This window comes from Cutibacterium avidum 44067, assembly GCF_000367205.1.
GTDB lineage: Bacteria > Actinomycetota > Actinomycetes > Propionibacteriales > Propionibacteriaceae > Cutibacterium > Cutibacterium avidum.
In genome coordinates, this window is the sequence record NC_021064.1 from 2373004 (window position 1) to 2391471 (window position 18468).

The 18468-nt window shown below is 61.7% G+C and carries 16 protein-coding genes; 9 read left to right on the forward strand and 7 right to left on the reverse strand.

What is annotated here, in order from left to right; all coding sequences use genetic code 11:
• Nucleotides 1-11 precede the first annotated feature (11 nt).
• Entirely contained in the window at nt 12-1943 is a 1932-nt protein-coding gene (locus tag PALO_RS10810; RefSeq protein ID WP_187290355.1) for a DUF6049 family protein, read from the reverse strand.
• On the opposite strand from PALO_RS10810, the gene PALO_RS12540 reads away from it, so the two are divergent.
• Nucleotides 1942-2184, forward strand: coding sequence for a DNA-binding protein (locus tag PALO_RS12540; protein WP_187290356.1), 243 nt, complete (start codon nt 1942-1944; stop codon nt 2182-2184). The genes PALO_RS10810 and PALO_RS12540 overlap by 2 nt on opposite strands.
• Before the next feature lie 19 nt (nt 2185-2203).
• Here the strand turns inward: PALO_RS12540 and PALO_RS10815 are convergent, their stop codons facing one another.
• Together PALO_RS10815 and PALO_RS10820 are read right to left on the reverse strand one after the other, a co-directional pair.
• Nucleotides 2204-3703: a CCA tRNA nucleotidyltransferase gene (locus PALO_RS10815; protein WP_023033231.1), complete on the reverse strand. Its 1500-nt coding sequence runs from the start codon at nt 3701-3703 to the stop codon at nt 2204-2206.
• A 120-nt stretch (nt 3704-3823) separates the two neighbouring features.
• Nucleotides 3824-4078 carry a hypothetical protein gene (locus PALO_RS10820; RefSeq protein ID WP_036910088.1) on the reverse strand — a complete coding sequence of 85 codons (255 nt, stop codon included), beginning with the start codon at nt 4076-4078 and terminating at the stop codon, nt 3824-3826.
• A 66-nt stretch (nt 4079-4144) separates the two neighbouring features.
• On the opposite strand from PALO_RS10820, the gene PALO_RS10825 reads away from it, so the two are divergent.
• Nucleotides 4145-5338, forward strand: a complete 1194-nt coding sequence (locus tag PALO_RS10825) for a glycerate kinase (RefSeq protein ID WP_021108107.1) — start codon at nt 4145-4147, stop codon at nt 5336-5338.
• 739 nt (nt 5339-6077) lie between these two features.
• Here PALO_RS10825 and PALO_RS10835 read toward each other — a convergent pair.
• Nucleotides 6078-6935: a mechanosensitive ion channel family protein gene (locus PALO_RS10835; RefSeq protein ID WP_015583582.1), complete on the reverse strand. Its 858-nt coding sequence runs from the start codon at nt 6933-6935 to the stop codon at nt 6078-6080.
• 125 nt (nt 6936-7060) lie between these two features.
• On the opposite strand from PALO_RS10835, the gene PALO_RS10840 reads away from it, so the two are divergent.
• Entirely contained in the window at nt 7061-7753 is a 693-nt protein-coding gene (locus PALO_RS10840) for a suppressor of fused domain protein (protein ID WP_002526085.1), read from the forward strand.
• 4 nt (nt 7754-7757) lie between these two features.
• Here the strand turns inward: PALO_RS10840 and PALO_RS10845 are convergent, their stop codons facing one another.
• Nucleotides 7758-8738: a LacI family DNA-binding transcriptional regulator gene (locus PALO_RS10845; RefSeq protein ID WP_187290357.1), complete on the reverse strand. Its 981-nt coding sequence runs from the start codon at nt 8736-8738 to the stop codon at nt 7758-7760.
• Between the two features lie 253 nt (nt 8739-8991).
• Here PALO_RS10845 and PALO_RS10850 point away from each other — a divergent pair, with 253 nt between their 5' ends.
• The 3 genes from PALO_RS10850 (at nt 8992) to PALO_RS10860 (ending at nt 12367) form a co-directional block, all read left to right on the forward strand.
• Entirely contained in the window at nt 8992-10308 is a 1317-nt protein-coding gene (locus PALO_RS10850) for an ABC transporter substrate-binding protein (protein WP_187290358.1), read from the forward strand.
• A gap of 252 nt (nt 10309-10560) precedes the next feature.
• Nucleotides 10561-11454 carry a carbohydrate ABC transporter permease gene (locus PALO_RS10855; RefSeq protein ID WP_174266656.1) on the forward strand — a complete coding sequence of 298 codons (894 nt, stop codon included), beginning with the start codon at nt 10561-10563 and terminating at the stop codon, nt 11452-11454.
• 1 nt (nt 11455) lies between these two features.
• Entirely contained in the window at nt 11456-12367 is a 912-nt protein-coding gene (locus PALO_RS10860; RefSeq protein ID WP_004809933.1) for a carbohydrate ABC transporter permease, read from the forward strand.
• 206 nt (nt 12368-12573) lie between these two features.
• Here the strand turns inward: PALO_RS10860 and fumC are convergent, their stop codons facing one another.
• The gene (gene fumC / locus PALO_RS10865) at nt 12574-13980 is read right to left on the reverse strand and encodes a class II fumarate hydratase (RefSeq protein WP_004809931.1); all 1407 of its coding nucleotides are present in this window, start codon (nt 13978-13980) and stop codon (nt 12574-12576) included.
• 350 nt (nt 13981-14330) lie between these two features.
• Between fumC and PALO_RS10870 the strand changes: the two genes are divergently transcribed.
• Nucleotides 14331-15212 carry an endonuclease domain-containing protein gene (locus tag PALO_RS10870; protein WP_004809929.1) on the forward strand — a complete coding sequence of 294 codons (882 nt, stop codon included), beginning with the start codon at nt 14331-14333 and terminating at the stop codon, nt 15210-15212.
• A gap of 171 nt (nt 15213-15383) precedes the next feature.
• Here the strand turns inward: PALO_RS10870 and PALO_RS10875 are convergent, their stop codons facing one another.
• Complete coding sequence (locus tag PALO_RS10875; protein WP_023032117.1) at nt 15384-16253, reverse strand: hypothetical protein; 870 nt, start codon at nt 16251-16253, stop codon at nt 15384-15386.
• Nucleotides 16254-16377: 124 nt separating this feature from the next.
• Here PALO_RS10875 and PALO_RS10880 point away from each other — a divergent pair, with 124 nt between their 5' ends.
• Both PALO_RS10880 and PALO_RS10885 read left to right on the forward strand, forming a co-directional pair.
• Nucleotides 16378-17214 (forward strand): nucleotidyltransferase family protein, encoded by an 837-nt coding sequence (locus tag PALO_RS10880; RefSeq protein ID WP_015583587.1) that lies wholly within the window; start codon nt 16378-16380, stop codon nt 17212-17214.
• Nucleotides 17211-18401: a galactokinase family protein gene (locus PALO_RS10885; protein WP_004809921.1), complete on the forward strand. Its 1191-nt coding sequence runs from the start codon at nt 17211-17213 to the stop codon at nt 18399-18401. Before PALO_RS10880 ends, PALO_RS10885 begins: the two co-directional genes overlap by 4 nt.
• The last annotated feature ends 67 nt before the right edge of the window (nt 18402-18468 follow it).

Here is an 18468-nt window from a genome sequence, read left to right on the forward strand (position 1 = left end):
CCCCGGGATTGTCACTCGGCGAGGTTGCCCTCACCGGTGGGGAGGTGATGCTCAGAATCGTCGTCCGAGGCCGTGTCAGGATCCTCTACTGTCGAAGGGGAAGGTGTGGTGTCAGAAATGTCATCGGAGGTCGAGCCAGCGGTGGGGCCACTGGTCTGGGACTCACCGTTGGATTCGGCCTGACGCCGGGAACTCGCGGTCACCTGACGAATGCGCAGCACCGTGGCGATGATGAGCACCAGCGCCGACACCACAATGATGATCCAGCCGACATCGTCCATCTGAGTCGCCTTGACAACGAAACTGGTCTGGGACCCCAGGATGCGTCCTGACGGAGTCGACAGGTGTGCCTGCATCTCAACGACTCCATTTGAGCTTGCTTTCGGGGCGAACCTGATGGTTTGCGTTTCCCTGGGCTGGATCGTGACGACCTGGGTGTCCGGGATGTCGATGCGCTGCGGGTTTTCTGAGAAGACGACGACCTTGACGTGAACCGTCTGTGCGAGCGAGTTCGTGACCGTCAGGGGAAAGTCATTGGTCGAGGAGGACATCACGAACTGCGGGGCTGAATGCAGGACCAGGCCCTTGCCGGCCATGGCGTCCGCCGCTGGGCGCATGACGTCAGTAGCCCATGCCTCACGATCCTGGAGTGACGACGACAACGACCTGCTGACAAATTTCGCCGAGGTCAAGGAGGTCGCCTCCGTGGGGGCTCCCACGAGGTCGGACCAGTCGTCTGAATCGATCCCGACGTCGTGCTGGACGCGCCACCAAGGGTCCTTCAGGGTGATGTCACCGGCGCGTGTTCCCGGTAGCCGAAGGCCCGGCTTGGCTCCAGTGAGAACTGCCGAGAGATTCTGCAGGTGCAGCCAACCGACCGGCGCAGTGGCTTGAACATCGTTGACGGTGGTGACGAGGGTGACCGCCGGAATCGACTCGTGAGTCATGAGGAGGGCCTGGGACAGCAGCATTCCGCGCCGCTGGGGATCGCTGTTGGACTGTGGATGGCCGTCGGTTCGGGCGGTGTCGGCCAGACCGATCACCTTGACTCCGGACTCCTCCCGGACGCCGTCACGAGCCGATGCTGCACATGTCAGAACCAGTGCGGGGGAGAGTTCTTTGGTGAGGGTCTTGAACGAGGACTTGTCGAGCTCAGCCGCTGGGTCGACGACTGCCAACGGTAACTTCGCGGCTGGATTCGAGGGGTCGAGTGCGTGTTTCACCGTCAAGAGAACGTTGGGGCGGCCCTGCCGAACCGCTCCAATGACATCGGCATTTCCGTACGGTAGGCGATATGCCTGGCCGGTGGTCAGTAATGGTTCGACGAGGTCGAGCCATTCTCTGGCTGTTTGCTGGCCCTTGCCCTCGACGGTGGTTGTGCCCTTGCCAGCCACGCGATATCCCGAGGCCATCGCCCTGGCCTCGTCGATGAGACTTGGATCGACGAGAACTGTTGCGTTACGGGTGTGTGCCGCTTCAGCAAGAGGCTTCAGCCGATGGGTGATGTCATCCGCGAGCGACTCGTCGGTGAAGGTGCCGTCGATCCTGCGGGTGGGCATGGTCGAGAGCACGATGACGGGGGCGAGGTTCGCGCTGGTGTGAGCATCTGAGAGCACCGTGAGTACTCGTGCTCGTCCGACAGTTCTGCGCGACTGGTTCTCGGGGGACGCCTGCACGTGGACGCCGATCGCGTCAACGGCGTTGGGTGAAGTCAACCCCATCTGGGCTGGTGTTCCAGTCACGGTGAAGGACTCGCTGTCGCCTGGTTTGAAGGTCTGGTTGGCCTCTGGGTCAGTGATGTTGAAAATTGACGCCTCGTTGGGCTCCCGATACCACCGCATGCCAACCGGCACGGTGGCGGGGGATGCCAGCAGGTCAGAAAGGTCCCGGGTGTCGTTGATCTGGTCCTGGGAGCGCCAGAACGACGCTTGAACCCATGTCATCGACACCGAAGAGGTATTTGTCACCGTCCCCTTGATGGTGATGGGAGTTTTGGGATCCCCTGTCGGTGGGCTGACAGAAGTAATCGTCACCTTGACCAATTCTGTCGCGGTACGTGCCTGGGCAGGGGAAGATCCCGCGAAGACGGTCGTGAGGACCATCAACAACCCCAGCCAAGCGGCTGGGCGAAGGCGGGAAGCAGGTGACACGTTTGTCATGGTAGTTGGCCGGGGACGGGATTGAACCGTGGTCCGCGTGAGGTTCAGTGCTCTTGCTCGGCCCACCACGCCAGCAGTGCGGCCTTTGCCTCGCCAGGAGTGTGCGGGCCTTCGTCGAGGCGGAGGTTGAGGAGGAACTTGTAGGCCTTGCCGACCGCTGGGCCGGGCTTGATGCCCAGGGTGGCCATGATCTCTTCGCCGTCGAGGTCGGGACGAATCGCAGCCAGCTCTTCCTTGGCGGTGAGGTCGGCGATGCGCCTCTCGAGGTCGTCGTAGGCGAATTCCAGCCGCTCGGCCTTGCGACGATTCCGGGTAGTGCAGTCAGAGCGGGTCAGGATGTGCAAACGCTCCAGTTGGTCGCCAGCATCACGGACGTAACGACGCACCGCCGAGTCCGTCCACCCCTGGTCGCCGTAGCCATGGAAGCGCAGGTGCAGTTCGACGAGTTTTGACACATCCTTGACGACCTGGCTGGGGTAGGTGAGGGCCTTGAGACGTTTGCGGGCCATCTTTGCTCCCACGACGTCGTGGTGGTGAAAGCTCACCTTGCTGCCGGGCTCGAATTTACGTGTCGGCGGTTTGCCGATGTCATGCAGCAGAGCAGCCAGACGACCGGTGAGGTCGGGCTCGTGACCGCGGCGCTTCTCGAGGTCGATGGACTGGTCTAGAACTGTCAGGGAATGCTCGTAGACGTCCTTGTGACGATGGTGCTCGTCGCGTTCTAGACGCAAGGCTGGCAGCTCGGGGAGCACATGGTCAGCGATGCCAGTGGCGACCAGGAGGTCGAGGCCCGCGCGCGGGTGGTCAGTGAGGAGGGTCTTGGAGAGTTCGTCACGGATACGTTCGGCGGAGATGATCTCGATGCGTGGGGCCATGTCAGTCATGGCGGCACGGACCTCGTCGGTGACGGTGAAGCCGAGCTGGGAGGTGAACCGTGCAGCTCGCATCATGCGCAGCGGGTCATCGCTGAACGACCGCTCTGGCGGGAAGGGAGTGCGCAAAACTCCCGCCACGATGTCGGCGAGTCCGGCGTAGGGATCGGAGAATGTTCGAGTCATGGCATGCAATGCCATCGCGTTGACCGTGAAGTCGCGACGGATGAGATCGTCCTCGAGGGTGTCTCCGTAGACGATCTCGGGCTTGCGGGAGTCAGGGTGGTACGCGTCTGCGCGGTAGGTGGTGACCTCCACCACCCAGTCGTCGATCTGGGCGCCGATAGTCCCGAAGGCTCGGCCGATGCCCCATGTCGCATGGGTGCAGCTGCGAAGAATTGCCTCCGTCGTGTCGGGGCGAGCGTCGGTGGTGAAGTCAAGGTCGTGTCCAAGACGGCCCATGAGGGCGTCGCGGACGGACCCCCCGACGAGATAAAGGTCGTGACCCGCCTGCGCAAAGACCTTGCCCAGTTCAGCGACCAGCGGCACCTGCTCAAAAAGCACATCGATGCGGTGTTGGAGCAGCTGCGGCACGGTCATCCCCGACTCATCGGGGGTTGGGTGCAGGGCGGTGGGCAGCGTCGAGGGGCTGTTGACGTTTTTTTCAGGCATGGCGGCAGACAGCCTACGCGACATTGGCTTTTGCGGCGGTCACGAAGCTGGCGAGCTGGAAGGGAAGTGCTGAAGCCAGCGTGATCGGAAACCGTGTCACGGGGATGGTCAACAGCCTTGTCAGGACAACTTGCGATCGCGTGAACTCTGGTGGTTGGTGCCGCGGGACTTGCCAATGCGGGCCAGGGTGCGCACTCGGGACCACTCGCAGAACAGGGAGAACAACACGACGCACGCCAGCGTCACTCCAGCCGCCCAGCCGGGTAGATGACGGTACGCGGCCACCCACAACACGAGGGCAAGAACGCTCAGGGACAGGTAGGCGCGATTCACCATGACACCGAGTTTACGGGGTGTGACGAAAAGTGCCGACATCATGTGTGTCGGGCAGATCTCGTGACGAGGATCGATGCGACGCGGCGAAAATGTTCAGCGAAGGTCATGGGGCCAGTTTCGGGAGCCAACATGTCCGCATGCCATGCTGAGACCATGCGTCCTGATCCGAATGCACCTGTGGTTGTGGCCGTTGACTCGTTCAAGGGCTCTCTGAGCTCCGGCAAGGCGTGCCGGGCGGTACAGCGAGGGTTTTCCGCAGCTGACCCGAGGCGTGAGGTCATGACGATTCCAGTTGCTGACGGCGGTGAGGGAACTGTGGAGGCTGTTCTGGCAGCTGGGTTCCACGCCGTAACCGTCAAGTGCCACGGGGCGACCGGTGACCTTGCCGAAGTCGACTATGCCTTGCGCGACAACCAGGCAGTCATCGAGATGGCCACCTGTTGTGGTCTGGAGAGGGCTGACAGGGTGTCCGGACCACCGACCCCTCGACGCGGGTTGGTGGCATCCAGTCGCGGCCTCGGGGAGGTCATTGCGGCTGCGCTGCGCAGTGGAGCGACTGACATCACCGTCGGGGTCGGCGGCTCGGCCTCCACCGATGGCGGTGCGGGGATGCTGGAAGCCCTCGGGGTGCGCTTGCTCGACAAGAACTTGGCGCCCATTTCTCCCGGCGCAGCGGGGTTGCCGGAACTCTCGCGCCTCGATCTGTCCGGGTTGAACCGAAAGCTGTCGGGAGTGAAACTGACCGTGGCATGTGACGTCACCTCACCGCTGCTGGGGCCGAGCGGTGCAGCAGCAGTTTTCGGTCCGCAAAAGGGACTGGACGAGGAAGGGATCGAGGTTGCTGAAGCTGGTCTGACCAGGCTCGCTGATCTCATGGAGGCGGCCATTGGTAGCGCGTACCGGGACGCCCCTGGCTCTGGTGCCGCTGGTGGAGTTGGCTGGGCGCTCCGTTGTCTGGGCGCGAAGTACCGTCCAGGAGCAGCTGCAGTGCTCGGATGGGCAAAGGCGGTGTCAAAAATTTCCGAGGCAGGGTTGGTCATCACCGGGGAGGGACGGATCGACCGGCAGACTCTCCTGGGGAAGCTCCCCGACACCATCCGCAAGATTGCTCTCGATGCCGGGGTGCCGGTGTGGGCAGTCTGTGGAAAATGCGACCTCCCCGGGGACAAGCGCGGGGCATTCCAACGAATCATCTGTTTGTCGGACATCGAGCCGGATCCGGATGAGTCGATGGCCAAGGCCGGATTGCTGCTCAGCCAGGCTGTGGAGCAGGCGGTGCGGGAGGAACTCGGACGCTGACCCTCTCCCCTGCTGACGACGCACGTTCGGCAGAGCCATCCACGACCATTCCCAGGATTTCGGTCTCACGGTCGGTGATGAGAGAGAGTGACCCCTTCACATCGCGGTGGCGGCGAGGTCCAGATCGATGTCCTCGGCAATGAGAATTCTCATCGTCATGCGCGTTCTTCCGTCACCCCGGTGACGGCGTTGGTGCCTTGAAGGGGAAAATCGCACCGGAGCGGGAAGTTGTTCTGGGATCGTTGGAAGAACCCTCAAGGAGTCGTGGCCACCGCCAATGTCCATGCCGTTGGTCAACGGGCAGCGGGCAAGAGCCGTGATGTCGTAGGCGGGGGCCCCATCGTCCGATGGTGGGCATGGTGTCGCTCAATGGGATGAAGACGTTGTCGAAGAACGCCAGTCCGGTGATGACCAGACCAGGAACGTGCATGGCGACCTCGAGGCGTACGTTGTCCGGGCGGGTCAGGCCCAGGGGCATGTCGATGGTGGTCGACGGTGAAGGAGATGTCGTTCACCGCGTGAACAATTTCCCTGGCTGAGCGACAGAATGATTTCGACACGCCCTTGATGGTCAGCGGGGTGTGATTTTTCGTCATCAGCCGTTCCTGCCCTGTCGTTCCATTGGGAAGGACTCTTGCCGAGGGAGAAGTCCAGGACCGCATTTGAGAGTCGTTTCGGGGCACGGTGTCACACCATGGTGATGGCAGGTGTCATGTCGTGATGAAAACGGGCCGCCGGATCAAAAGGCTCCACGGATTCTCGCGGCGTCGAAAGCGTCCTTGCACTCACGGCGCAGGGCGCGCAGCACGTCATGATGCTGGTTCGCGATGCACTTCGTCATCACCTGGAAGGTCATGGTGTCGCCGGTGATGTCGCCGACTCCCAACACCAGGGGCTTGTCGAGCAGGGTGCCTTCGAATTCGACCGCAATATCGTCGAGGACCTTCCGGATGACCCGGATGACTTGATTCGGGTCCTCCAAGGCGTGCACCTTGATGTCGGTGAACGAGGTCGTCCATCCTTGAGTCACATTGCCGACCTTGGTGATTTCCCCGTTTCGAAGGTACCAGGCGGCACCGTTCCAGTCCCTGATTCGGGTCACGCGCAGGCCGACGTCCTCGACCAGGCCCTCCACCTCGTTGATCTTCACCGCGTCACCGACGCCGTACTGGTCCTCGAAGATGATGAAAAGTCCCGCCAGGACATCCTTGACGAGCGTCTGCGCGCCGAAGGCCAGGGCTACGCCGACGATTCCGGCGGAGGTCAGGATTGGGGTGATCTTGATGCCAATGGTGCTGAATCCCGACAGCAGGGCGACGATGATGATGATGGCAACGCCGACATTCGAGAGCAGTCCGCCGACGGTCGTCGTGCGCTGATTCTGCCTGTCGAGAGTCGCACCTGTCGCTTCGGCGAGGATGCGGCGGGTGCGCCCGGGCATGGTGGCCTCGCGCTTTTCCGAGCGCGACACCATGAGGCGAATCGTCCAGTCGACGCCCTTGCGTAGCAGCCAGCGGGCAACTATCGCAAGGGCGATGATGATGAGGATGTGGATCAGCGTGTCCCAGGTCCACACGTCGGATTTCAGCGGAGGCATGGTCTCCCTTCGCGGTCGGGTTCAGGTGACAGATGTGCTCTTGGTAACACTTCCACCTTCCCACTCCGGGCAAGAAAAAGCCCTCCCTAGACGCGTCCGAGCCATCAACATGACAGGATCAAGGCATGAGTGACGACAACGTCTCCCCTGCAGCACGCCTTCCCGGCGGTGATCAGCCGGCCGCAGAGCGACCGCTGGATCCGCAAGACCTGCCCGAGCATCTGGCCGAGCCGACACAGATGCCTTCGACTGGCCCTCAGGTTGCCCAGGCCGTGGTCGAGGCCGTCGGCGGCACTCCGCGCGCCGACGGCATGGTCGATGCCGCTGAAGAAGTTCGTATCGACGTCCTGTCTTTCGCGGACGCGCCTGCACCGGGATGGTCAACCTGGTCGACGGTGAGCTTGCACGCCGAGCCGAACTCAATAGCCCTTGTCGACGGGACCAGCAGTGACATTCGCGCCGAACTCATGGTCGTGGGCGCTCCCGGCTCCGACGTCATGGGCAAGGTTCTGGGGTCATGCGCCTTTGCGGTGCTGCGTGACCACTGGCCGATGGCCCCGGGAATTGTCTTCGGCGACGTCGTGTCGATGTACGCGCCGAATTCCACCACCCCGCACCTGATGTGGTGTCATCCATTCACCACCCCTCAACTCGACCGGGTGGAAATTGGTGATCTCAAGGTGCACTGGCTCCTGGGCGTCCCGATCACCGAGGCCGAACGTCAGTGGCTGGAGGTCAACGGCTTCGACGATTTTGTCGATCTGCTGGATGCCAAGGCGGTGAATTACACCGACCTGCAGCGTCCGTCGGCGGTGTGACGTCTCAGGCTGACTCCCGCCAGAGCACTTCGTTCGGTATGACGAGGTGGCGTTGGGGGAGTTCCTGACCGCGAATCTGTGCAACCACCATGTCTGCCAGGGCGGCTCCGGTCGCCCTGGCATCACTTCGTACGGTTGACAATGGCGGATCGCTGAGGGTCGCAGCCGGCGCATCGTCGAACCCGACGACGCCAACATCCTGCGGTACTCGCCGCCCAGCTTCGTTGAGGACGCGGATCGCACCGGTGGCGAGTAGATCGGAGGCCGCGACGACTCCGTCGAGATCCGGGTAGCGCTGGAGGAGCTCGGACATTGCCCGTTCGCCTGCGGTGAGGGTCCACCCATCGACCGTGGTGTGCCCGAGCGCGGCATTTCTCGCACCTTGGTGGAACCCGTCGAGACGCAACGGGGTGACTGGTGCCCAGGAAGGCCCACCAATGGCGACCACTTTCGACCGACCAGTGGCCACCAGCCGTTCGGTAATGGCTCGGGCGCCTCCGACGTTGTCCGTGTCAGCGGAGGGGATGTCCGATCCCGGTAATGGCGTCGATGCGGTCACGAGCGGGATATTTGTCGCCATGAGGCGTGCAACGAGCGGATCCTCGTTGGTCATGGCGACCAGAATCGCCGCGTCGAAGGATCCTCCGGCAATCAATGACCCCACACGTTCTGCCGAGCGAGGATCATCGACGAGGGCAAGCAGCATCTGGTAGCCGTGCTCCGACAAACGAAGATTCGCGCCGGATGCCATCGGGGACAGGGTCGGCTCGGTGTAGAAGACATTGACGTTCTCGCGAGCGACGAGGACCACGGTGTCAGTTGACTGAACCCGTAGTGACCTTGCTGCCCGATTGGGTACGTAACCGGTGGTGATGATCGCGTCAGCCACGGCACGAGCAGTTGCGGGGGCCACATTGGTGTGACCGTTGAGAACTCGTGACACCGTCGCATGGGATACGCCGGCCACCCGAGCCACGTCATGCATGGTGGGCCGACCCGTGTCCTCGCTCATCGGCAATCCTCCTTTTGTCCCCGGATCGTCATCGGCGACGCTCCGATTGTGGGCCCCCACTTGTCGGAGTGGGGTGACATGTCGTAGTGTACACGTGTACACGACGTTTGTGGCGGACTCCAAGGCGGTCTCCCCCACACGCCGGTCAACATCCCGAGGATGCGGGCTCTCCGCGTCCTGACGCTCAAGGAAGAGGGTTGACATGATCACACGCCGTACTCGTCGGGTGGCCTCTGTGGCTGCGATGGTCGCCGGAACGCTCGTTCTCGGTGCCTGTGGCAGTTCTTCGGAGGGATCCGGGTCGTCGAGCCAGAGCGCTTCGCAGTCCGCTGCCACATCTGCGTCCGGCCCGGTCACCATTAAGTACCTGCATCGTCTTCCCGACGGCGAGGGCATGACGAAGGTTGCTGACGTCGTCAAGAAGTGGAACTCCGAACACCCCGACATCAAGGTCGAGACGACGAAGTTCCCGGGCAAGGCCAACGAGCTCATGCCGAAGCTCGAGGCCGACGTCAAGGCCGGAACCGCCCCTTGCCTGGTGCAGGCCGGATATGCCGAGGTTCCGGACATGTACGTCAAGGGCCTGGTCCAGGACGTCACCAGCGAGGCTGAGAAGTACAAGGACCACTTTTCCGGCGCCTACGGGCAGATGTCGGTCGGCGACAAGGTCGTCGGTCTCCCCCAGGACACCGGCCCGCTGGTCTACGTCTACAACGAGGCTGAGTTCAAGAAGCTCGGCATCGAGGTTCCGAAGACCTCCGATGAACTGCTCGCCGCTGCCAAGAAAGCCGCTGCCAAGGGCAAGTACATCCTCGGGTTCGAGCCCGATGAGGCCCAGAACTCGCTGTCCGCCCAGGCGGCTGCCGCTGGTGCCGTCTGGTACTCCGCCGAGGGTGACAAGTGGAAGGTTGACACCAACGGCGACAAGACCAAGGTCGTTGCTGACTTCTGGCAGAAGGCCCTCGACGACAAGAGCGCCCTCACCGACGCCCGTTGGAGCGACGCCTACACGAAGGCTCTCGTCAACGGAAGGCTCATCGGCAATATTGCTGCTGCCTGGGAGACCGGCTTCATGCTCGACGCCCTGGACAAGACGCCTTACAACGGCCAGTGGCGTGTGGCTCAGTTGCCGCCCTTCGGTGGCTCTGAGCTGACCGGTCCTGACGGTGGTTCCGGCGTGGCGGTGGTCAAGGGCTGCAAGTACGCCGCCCAGGCGATGCAGTTCAACGACTGGTTCAACACCCAGGTCGATGACCTTGCCACCCAGGGGCTGGTTCCCGCCGCCAAGGGCCAGGTAACCACCCCCGAGAAGATGAAGAAGCAGTTCGGCGGACAGGACGTCATGGCTGAGCTCGCCAAGGCCAACGAGAAGCTCGCTCCTAAGTTCGGCTACATCCCCGGATTCGCCGTTGTGGGCACAAAGATGAATGAGAAGGCTGCCGATGCCGCAGCCGGCAAGGCCAAGGTCTCGGACATCTTCCAGACCGCTCAGGACACTTCGGTCAAGGCGCTCAAGGACGCCGGCCTTCCGGTCAACGAGTGATGTCGACTGGGGTCGGGATCAATTCCCGGCTCCAGATCCCATCTGTCGCATGACGAGCGCGGATCGGGAGGACGATTTTCGTCAGCTCGGGGCCTCTTGAGCTCCAAGAGGCCCCGACCCTCACCCCAGCAGACATTTTTGGTCCGCCACGGACGCGGTTCCCGGTGGTCGGCAATTGGCCACCTCACGAACGGTGCGAGACGATCCACACCGTGACAATTCCTCACAGGAGACGTCATGTCCTCAACCACGATGGCCAGTCGAAAGGCCAGACACGAGGCGCTGACCGGCTGGCTCTTCGCGTTGCCGTTCACCGTCGTCTTCATCATCGTGTTCATTGCCCCCATCATCGAGAGCATCCGGGCAGGCTTCCACAAGCAGGTTGCCGAAGGCGGTGGGCTGTTCGGTGGCGGCCAGACGGTGGAGAAATTCGTCGGTCTGCAGAACTTCCAGGAGGTGTGCACAAATCCGGCCTTCTGGCACGGTATTGGTCGTGTCATGCTCTTCGGAATCTTCCAGATCCCGATCATGATCCTGGCGGCGCTGTTCCTGGCCTTGGTCATCGACTCCCACTTGGTGCGCCATCCCGGATTCTGGCGCCTCTCCTACTTCCTGCCCTACGCGATTCCGGGCCTCGTCGGCGCAATCATGTGGACCTACCTCTACCTGCCCGAAATCTCCCCGTTCGCCGGGCATCTCGGCTTCAGTCTGCTGAGCTCCCACGTCATCCTGGGCTCAATGGCCAACATGACGACGTGGACGTTCACCGGCTACAACATGCTCATCTTCTTGGCCGCCTTGCAGGCCATCCCGTCGGATCTCTACGAGGCAGCTCGCATCGACGGTGCTTCCGGATGGCAGATCATGACGAAGATCAAGATCCCGATGGTTCGCGGTGCTGCGCTGTTGGCCGTCCTGCTGTCGATCATCGGCACCGTCCAGCTCTTCAACGAGCCGACGGTTCTGGCCACCGTGGCAACCTGGATGCCGCGTGACTACACCCCGATGATGATGGCCTACAACACCATGAACGGAAATATCAGCCCGAGTGGTGCCGGACCGGCCTCGGCAGTGTCCATCATGATGGCGTTGGTTGCTGGAGTGCTCGCAATGATCTATGCCCTCGTCCAGAGGAAGGCGGACTGACATGGCACACGACAAGACCGCGGTCACCAAGGACGGCATTCGCTATCGTCCGTCGCTGGCGGGGCTGCCGCCGCGCTCCATTGCTCCCTCCAAGACAGCTAGGACGATCACTTTCGTGATCCTGGCCTTCGTGGCCTGCTACTTCTTGCTTCCCATCATCTGGTTGGTCGTCGCATCAACCAAGAACAACACCGATCTCGTGAGCACCCCCGGATTCGCCTTCGGCGAGTTCAACTGGGCCACCAACTGGCATTCCCTGATGGCCTGGACCAAGGGGATGTTCCCGCGTTGGGTCCTCAACTCGCTGGTCTATTCGACCGTGGCAGGTGCTGTTGGGACGATCATTTCTGTCGCCTGCGGGTATGCGATGGCAAAGTTCCAGTTCCCGGGGCGCCGGGTGCTGCTCGTCGTCATCATGACCGGCTTGCTGATGCCGGTGGCACTGCTCACCGTTCCGCTCTACCTGCTGTTCATCAAGATGCATCTGGTCAATACCGTGTGGGCGATGATCATCCCGTCGATGGTGAGCCCCTTCGGGGTCTTCCTCGGCAACGTTTACGCCGATTCGTCGGTTCCGACTGAGCTTCTAGAGGCTGCTCGCATCGACGGGGCTGGCGAATTCCGAATCTTCTCCACGATGGTATTGCGCCTGCTGGCTCCTGCCATGGTGACGATCTTCCTGTTCATTTTCGTCGCCACGTGGAACAACTTCCTATTGCCGTTGATGATGATCACCAACGAGAGTCTGCAGCCGGTGACCCAGGGCCTCTACGGCATGATGGCCTACTTCGCCCCGGACAAGGGTGCCGTGATGCTGGCCTCTGTCATTGGTGTCATTCCGCTGGTGATTTTGTTCCTGGTGCTCCAGCGTTACTGGCAGTCCGGACTCGCCGCCGGCGCCGTCAAGGGCTGATGCCAGCTGGGGTCCGATAGGACTTCAGCAGCATGGATTCCATCCTCGGTGGGGTTCCCCCTATGGGGACCCTCGGACCGGTCAAGGGCAGCGTCGCGCCCTGAGGACGCTTGCTCCTCCTGTCCCTTTCCTGCCGTGTATAAAAACATCGGGCCGGTCACTGTCAATGCAGTGACCGGCCCGATACGTCGTTGGGGCGGCGAAAATCACTCAGCGGCGCTGGGGTGAGTCATGTCGGCGGGAACGACCCACTTGTCGAAGTCCTCCTCGCTCATGCCACCGATCGTCAGAGCGGACTCACGCAGGCTGATGCCCTTGTGATGCGCGTTCTTGGCGATCTTTGAAGCCAGGTCGTAACCGATGTGACGGTTGAGAGCCGTGACCTGCATGAGGTTCTTGTCGAGATTCTCCTTGATCTTGTCGGGGTTCGGCTCGATGCCGTAGGCGCAATGCTTGTCGAAGCTGATGCACGAATCGGCGATGAGGCGGATCGACTCCAGGCAGGCGTGAGCCATGACGGGCTTGAACACGTTGAGCTGGAAGTTGCCCTGAGAACCGGCGAAACCGACCGTCGCGTCATTGCCGAACACGCGGGTGGCGACCATCGTCATGGCCTCGCACTGGGTCGGGTTGACCTTGCCAGGCATGATCGAGGAGCCGGGCTCGTTCTCGGGGATGAGGAGCTCACCGATGCCGTTGCGGGGGCCGGATGCGTACCAGCGAACGTCGTTGGCGATCTTCATGAGAGCGTCGGCGAGAACTCGTAGGGACCCGGAGACCTGCACCAGAGCGTCGTGGGCGCTCAGTGCGGCGAAGAGGTTGTCGGCCTGCTTGAACTCGATGCCGGTCTCCTCGGTCGCATGCTTGGCGACGGTCGGGCCAAAGTCGGGGTGAGCGTTGAGGCCGGTGCCGACAGCGGTGCCGCCGATGGCCAGCTCGCGAGCGCGGGAGTCGGCGTAACGGATGCCGTCGAGGGCGAAGTCGATCTGGGCGACCCAGCCGCTGATGACCTGGCCGAGCCGGATCGGGGTGGCGTCCTGCAGGTGGGTGCGGCCAACCATCACGACGTCGTCGTATTTCTTGGCCTTCTCGTCGAGGGTGTCGCGAAGCTGCTGGACGGCGGGGTACAGGCGCTCATTGAGAGCGCAGACGACGGCGATGTGCATGGCCGTCGGGAAGGTGTCGTTGGAGGACTGGCCGCGGTTGACGTGGTCGTTCGGGTGGACCGGCTTCTTCGAGCCGCGCTCGCCCCCAGCCAGCTCGATGGCGCGGTTGCTGATGACCTCGTTGGTGTTCATGTTGGACTGGGTGCCCGAACCGGTCTGGAAGACGACCAGTGGGAACTCGTCATCGAGCTTTCCGGCGATGACCTCGTCAGCGGCCTGGACGATGAGGTCGGCGACGTCGCCCGGCAGCTCACCCAGTTCCTTGTTGGCCAGTGCCGCGGACTTCTTGAGGGTTCCGAGAGCACGGATCATGTCTCGGCCCCAGACGAAGGTGTCACGACCGATCTCGAAGTTGTGAAGGGAGCGCTGTGTCTGGGCGCCCCAGTAATGCTCGGCGGGTACTTCGACCTCGCCCATGCTGTCTTTCTCAATGCGCATCTCTGCCATGCCGCAAGCCTACTTTGCAGGTGGGTGACGGGACTGGGTGGGGTGTCGGGATTTTTCGTCAATGAGTACTGGTGGCGGGAATGACGCAGGGTGTCTACTCCTGACAAATGATCTGCCGGAATGTCACGGTTCCGTGGGGGGCACGGACGAAAACTGTCATCTCGCTGGAGCCGTGAGCATTGGGGTGCAGGCATCACGTTCGGATCGACGGTTTTCGGTGGGACGGGACGAGGCCCGGGCCGTCGACTTGGGAAGATGCCTGTGGATAACGCCGAATCCCGATCGCAGGGTTATCCACAAATTTCACATTGGATGACTGAAACGCCCGCCCGGAAACGACAACTGAAGATATGGAACTAGTTGACATCCTTGAGGCCAGCGGTGGCGTGGCGAAAATCAGTTCAGTGGGCCGAGTTGCGCGACAGGCGCGTAAAGCCGCACGAGAAGGTTGGGTCATCAGACCCCTGCCACGCATCGTCATGACAACGGATGCAGTGCGGCGACCTGATGCCTGGATGCGGGCCGTCATGCTGTGGCGACCAAATGCAATCTTCACCGGGCGTGCCGCTCTCTACTTGGCGGGAATGAGAGACGTTGATGTCACGGAGATCGACGTCATAATCCCGCATGCGATGCCCCGGCTGCCAAGGAGGAGTTGGCTACGTTTTCACCGAGCCGGACGCGAGTCGATCATTGACGACCGTAATGGATTCAGGACGACTCATGCCTATACGTGCTTCTGGTTGGCCCTTCGGGGGGACTGGGAAGCGGCCACGGCATCCCTCCGCGCAGGATGGGTGAGTCCTGAGGAGCTCCGAGATGCTCGACGTCGCTTGGCCCGTAAGGTGTCGCCTGGAACCACCAAAGAGGTTTTGAGGCAGCTCCTCGATCGACCCTGGTCGGTAGCTGAACGGGAGCTTCATGCGCTCTTGCACGAGTATCGAGTCAACGGGTGGAGGGCGAATGAGAGGTTGTGGATCAACGGACGCGTGCTCTTCCCCGATCTCTGGTTCAAGCACGAGAAGGTGATCGTCGAGGTTGATGGCTACACCTTTCATGGGAAGCCCCGGGATTACGAGATGACTGCTCGGCGTCATGCGCTCCTGGCGGGGGCTGGGTGGCGTGTCATCCGCGTGACACCGATGATGATCCGCGAAGCTCCGGAGCTGGTTCTTGACACCATCAGGTCAGCATTGTGGCGTCGACATCAGGGGGTACTCGTCCCGGTGTGAGGCGCGGCTGCCGGTGCTTCGGCTGGGAGCATTGCAGCGTGCCCTAGATGGGTTGACGCGGGTGCGAAAACTGTCATCTCAAGAAGGGGCGGAGCAGGTTCGTGTAGATCCCCTGGAGCACTGGAGACTTTTCATGCTGCACAGTGAGAATCGGCCACATGTCGAAGGTTGTCAGTCCTGAGAGAAGAGGGACGAGGCGGACAGACACGAGCCGTGGTCCTCCGAGGCGTCATGAAGGGGCATGGTCGATGATTCGCGGGTCATGGAAATGGCAGCCGAACCGCGATGCATGTCGTCAAAACGACGATCCTTGACGAGTTTTGCTGTGCCAAGGCTGCTGGGGGATTTCGTGCCTGCGGTAGAGGAGGTCTTCCGGGGATTAGAGGAAGTTTTCGGGGATGTCGATGGATGCGCGCCCTGCACAAGGAGAGCGGAGGGTGCGTCGGGAGCTGGAAGACTCGCTGCGTCGAAACGAGGGGCAGCGACCTCGGACGGAAGGGGTTCGTAATTGTCAATCCCCGAGGATTCGGGGACGTCTTCACCTGAATCTGGGGCAGGAGGCGACGAGCACTGCGAATACGACGGTGTCGGAAGGGTCTGATGAGGGTGAGGACGTGCAGGTTCGTCGTGCTTCTCGGAGTCGTCAGAAATACCTGAGAGCGCGTCGGTCAGGGCGGTGAAGGAATCGCTGAGCAACTTGTCAGCTGAGAGGTCCGACAGCGGGTCAGTAACTTTCGCCGATGTGTGAGGCCGCCGCTCGATGACCTTCTTCTGCCCCAAGGAACCAGGACTCAGGATCCGCAGTTCTTGGTCGTCCGAGCCAGATTCGTGTTCGTAATCCCAACCGGTCTTGCGTTTTTTCTTGTCCTTCTGCGCCTGGACGATCCACATGATCACCGTTGCGAACAGCACCAAGCCGATGATCCCATCGAAGGCGCTGTCTTTCATGATGAAAAGGAGAATGGTGAGGAAGACTATCGCCGACGAGTGTCTGCTAGCTGACGAGCCCTTGCCCGAGGTGCCCTTGCTACCGGTGGCCATGTCACGAGGATACGTGATTGGTGTCCCCGACACCCTGCCGGCAGAAATGGAAAAGGATCACCTGAAGTGACCGTGTGCCGTCCTAGCTGCGTGCGAGAACGAGACGATTCCTAGGATTACTCACATGACACACGATCCCGTGACACAACGAGCTCCTCGCAAGGCCGTCATCATGGCTCGAGGCCTGGGAACCCGCATGCGCAAGGCCGCTGTGGGCGTCTCCCTCACTGCAGAACAGGCAAGCGCCGCACAGGCAGGCGTCAAGGCAATGATCAGTCTGGATGGCCGTCCGTTCCTCGATTATGTGATTTCTTCCCTCGCAGATGCCGGGTTTGACCAATTCTGTCTGGTGATCGGTCCGGAGCACGATCTGATTCGCAATTACTACGACTCTTGCGAGAAGTCACGAGTCGAGATCACATATGCGATTCAGGAGCAGCCGCTAGGTACTGCTGATGCGGTTGCAGCCGCCGAGGACTTCGCCGGTGATGACAGAGTCCTTGTTGTGAACTCGGACAATTTCTACCCCGAGGACGCTGTTGCCAGGCTTCGCGAAGTACCCGCATCTGCGACGCTCGGCTTCACGAAGCGTGCCATGATCGATCAGTCCAACATCGACCCGGAGCGTATTCGTGCCTTCGCTCTGCTGGATTCTGACGATTCTGGTCAGCTCGCCGATATCATCGAGAAGCCGGCCCCCGAAGTTGTTGACGCTGCTGGGGAGACCGCGTTGGTCTCGATGAACTGCTTCCTGCTTACCCCGAGAATTTTCGAAGCCTGTCGTTCCATCGAGAAGTCTGCGCGTGGTGAGTACGAGATCGTCGATGCGGTGCGGTGGATGGTCGAGCAAGGCGAGCGGTTTGCCGTTGTTCCCGTCGAAGCGGGCGTTCTTGACATGTCGAACCGTGGAGACATCGCCTCGGTGGTTGACGCGCTCGGTGGTCGCGAGGTGAAACTATGACGCGGTGGTTCGTTCCAGGGCGTATCGAGGTCCTCGGGAAGCACACCGATTACGCCGGTGGGTCGACGTTGGTGGCCGCAGTGGATCGCGGCGTTACAATTTCGGTGGAGCCAGGGGACAGGGGGCTCACGGCATCGACCGACGCAGCTCCCGGTGAGTTGTCGTTGAAAGCTGGCTACGATCCAAAATTGCCGGCAGGGCATTGGGGCAGGTACGCGCAGGCCGTACTCGATCGCCTGACGGCCAATTTTGGAGACCTGGCCCCGGCGAGGATCCGGTTGACCTCCGACCTGCCGCTTGCCAGCGGGATGAGCTCCTCGTCAGCTCTGGTCAGCGCGATTGTGCTTGGTCTGGCCGATTTCAACGGGCTGTCGGATACCACTGCTTGGCAAGACAACATCACCGATGACGTTGACCTGGCAGGATACCTGGCCTGCCACGAGAACGGCATGACCTTCAAGAACCTTGCTGGTGCCGCTGGCGTGGGAACTTTTGGCGGCTCAGAGGACCACACGGCGATGGTGTGCAGCGAGGACGGTCAACTCGGGCAATTCCGCTTCTGCCCGATCCGACTGGAGAGACGAGTCCCGTTCCCCGAGGACATGTCGTTCGTCGTCATTGTTTCTGGGGTGGCGGCTGAGAAGACCGGAGCTGCGCGGGATCTCTACAACGCAGCATCCCTGGCAACTCGGGAGATCGTCAGTCGGTGGAATTCGAACACTGGTCGTCATGACGCGGTCATCGGCGATGTCCTTGCCGTTGATCCTGACGCCGAGAAGCTTTACGAGGTGGTGCGGGATCGAGAGGACCTCACCCGACGCCTGGATCATTTCCTGACCGAGTCCGAAAAGATCATCCCGGAGGCGTCCAAGGCGCTATCGTGTGGCGACCTCGAGGAGTTCGGTCGAATGGCCCAGGAATCTCAGCGAGCGGCCGAGGATCTTCTTGGCAACCAGGTTCCGCAGACCGCCGTCTTGGCGCGCATCGCGCATGATCTCGGAGCGGTTGGTTCAACCTCCTTTGGTGCTGGTTTTGGCGGCTCGGTGTGGGCGTTGGTTCCGTCCGCGGAGGCGAAGGAGTTCGCCGAAAAATGGATCACCTCGTATCGCGACGAGTACCCGGAAGAAGCGTCCCAAGCGACGACTGTCGTCACCCGTCCGGGACCCTCTGCTCGGCGCCTGGACTGAAAAGCCGGGAGTCCGCTCATCGCCATCTCGCCATCGCGCAGGTGTGGTGAGCGGATCTTCGTGACCG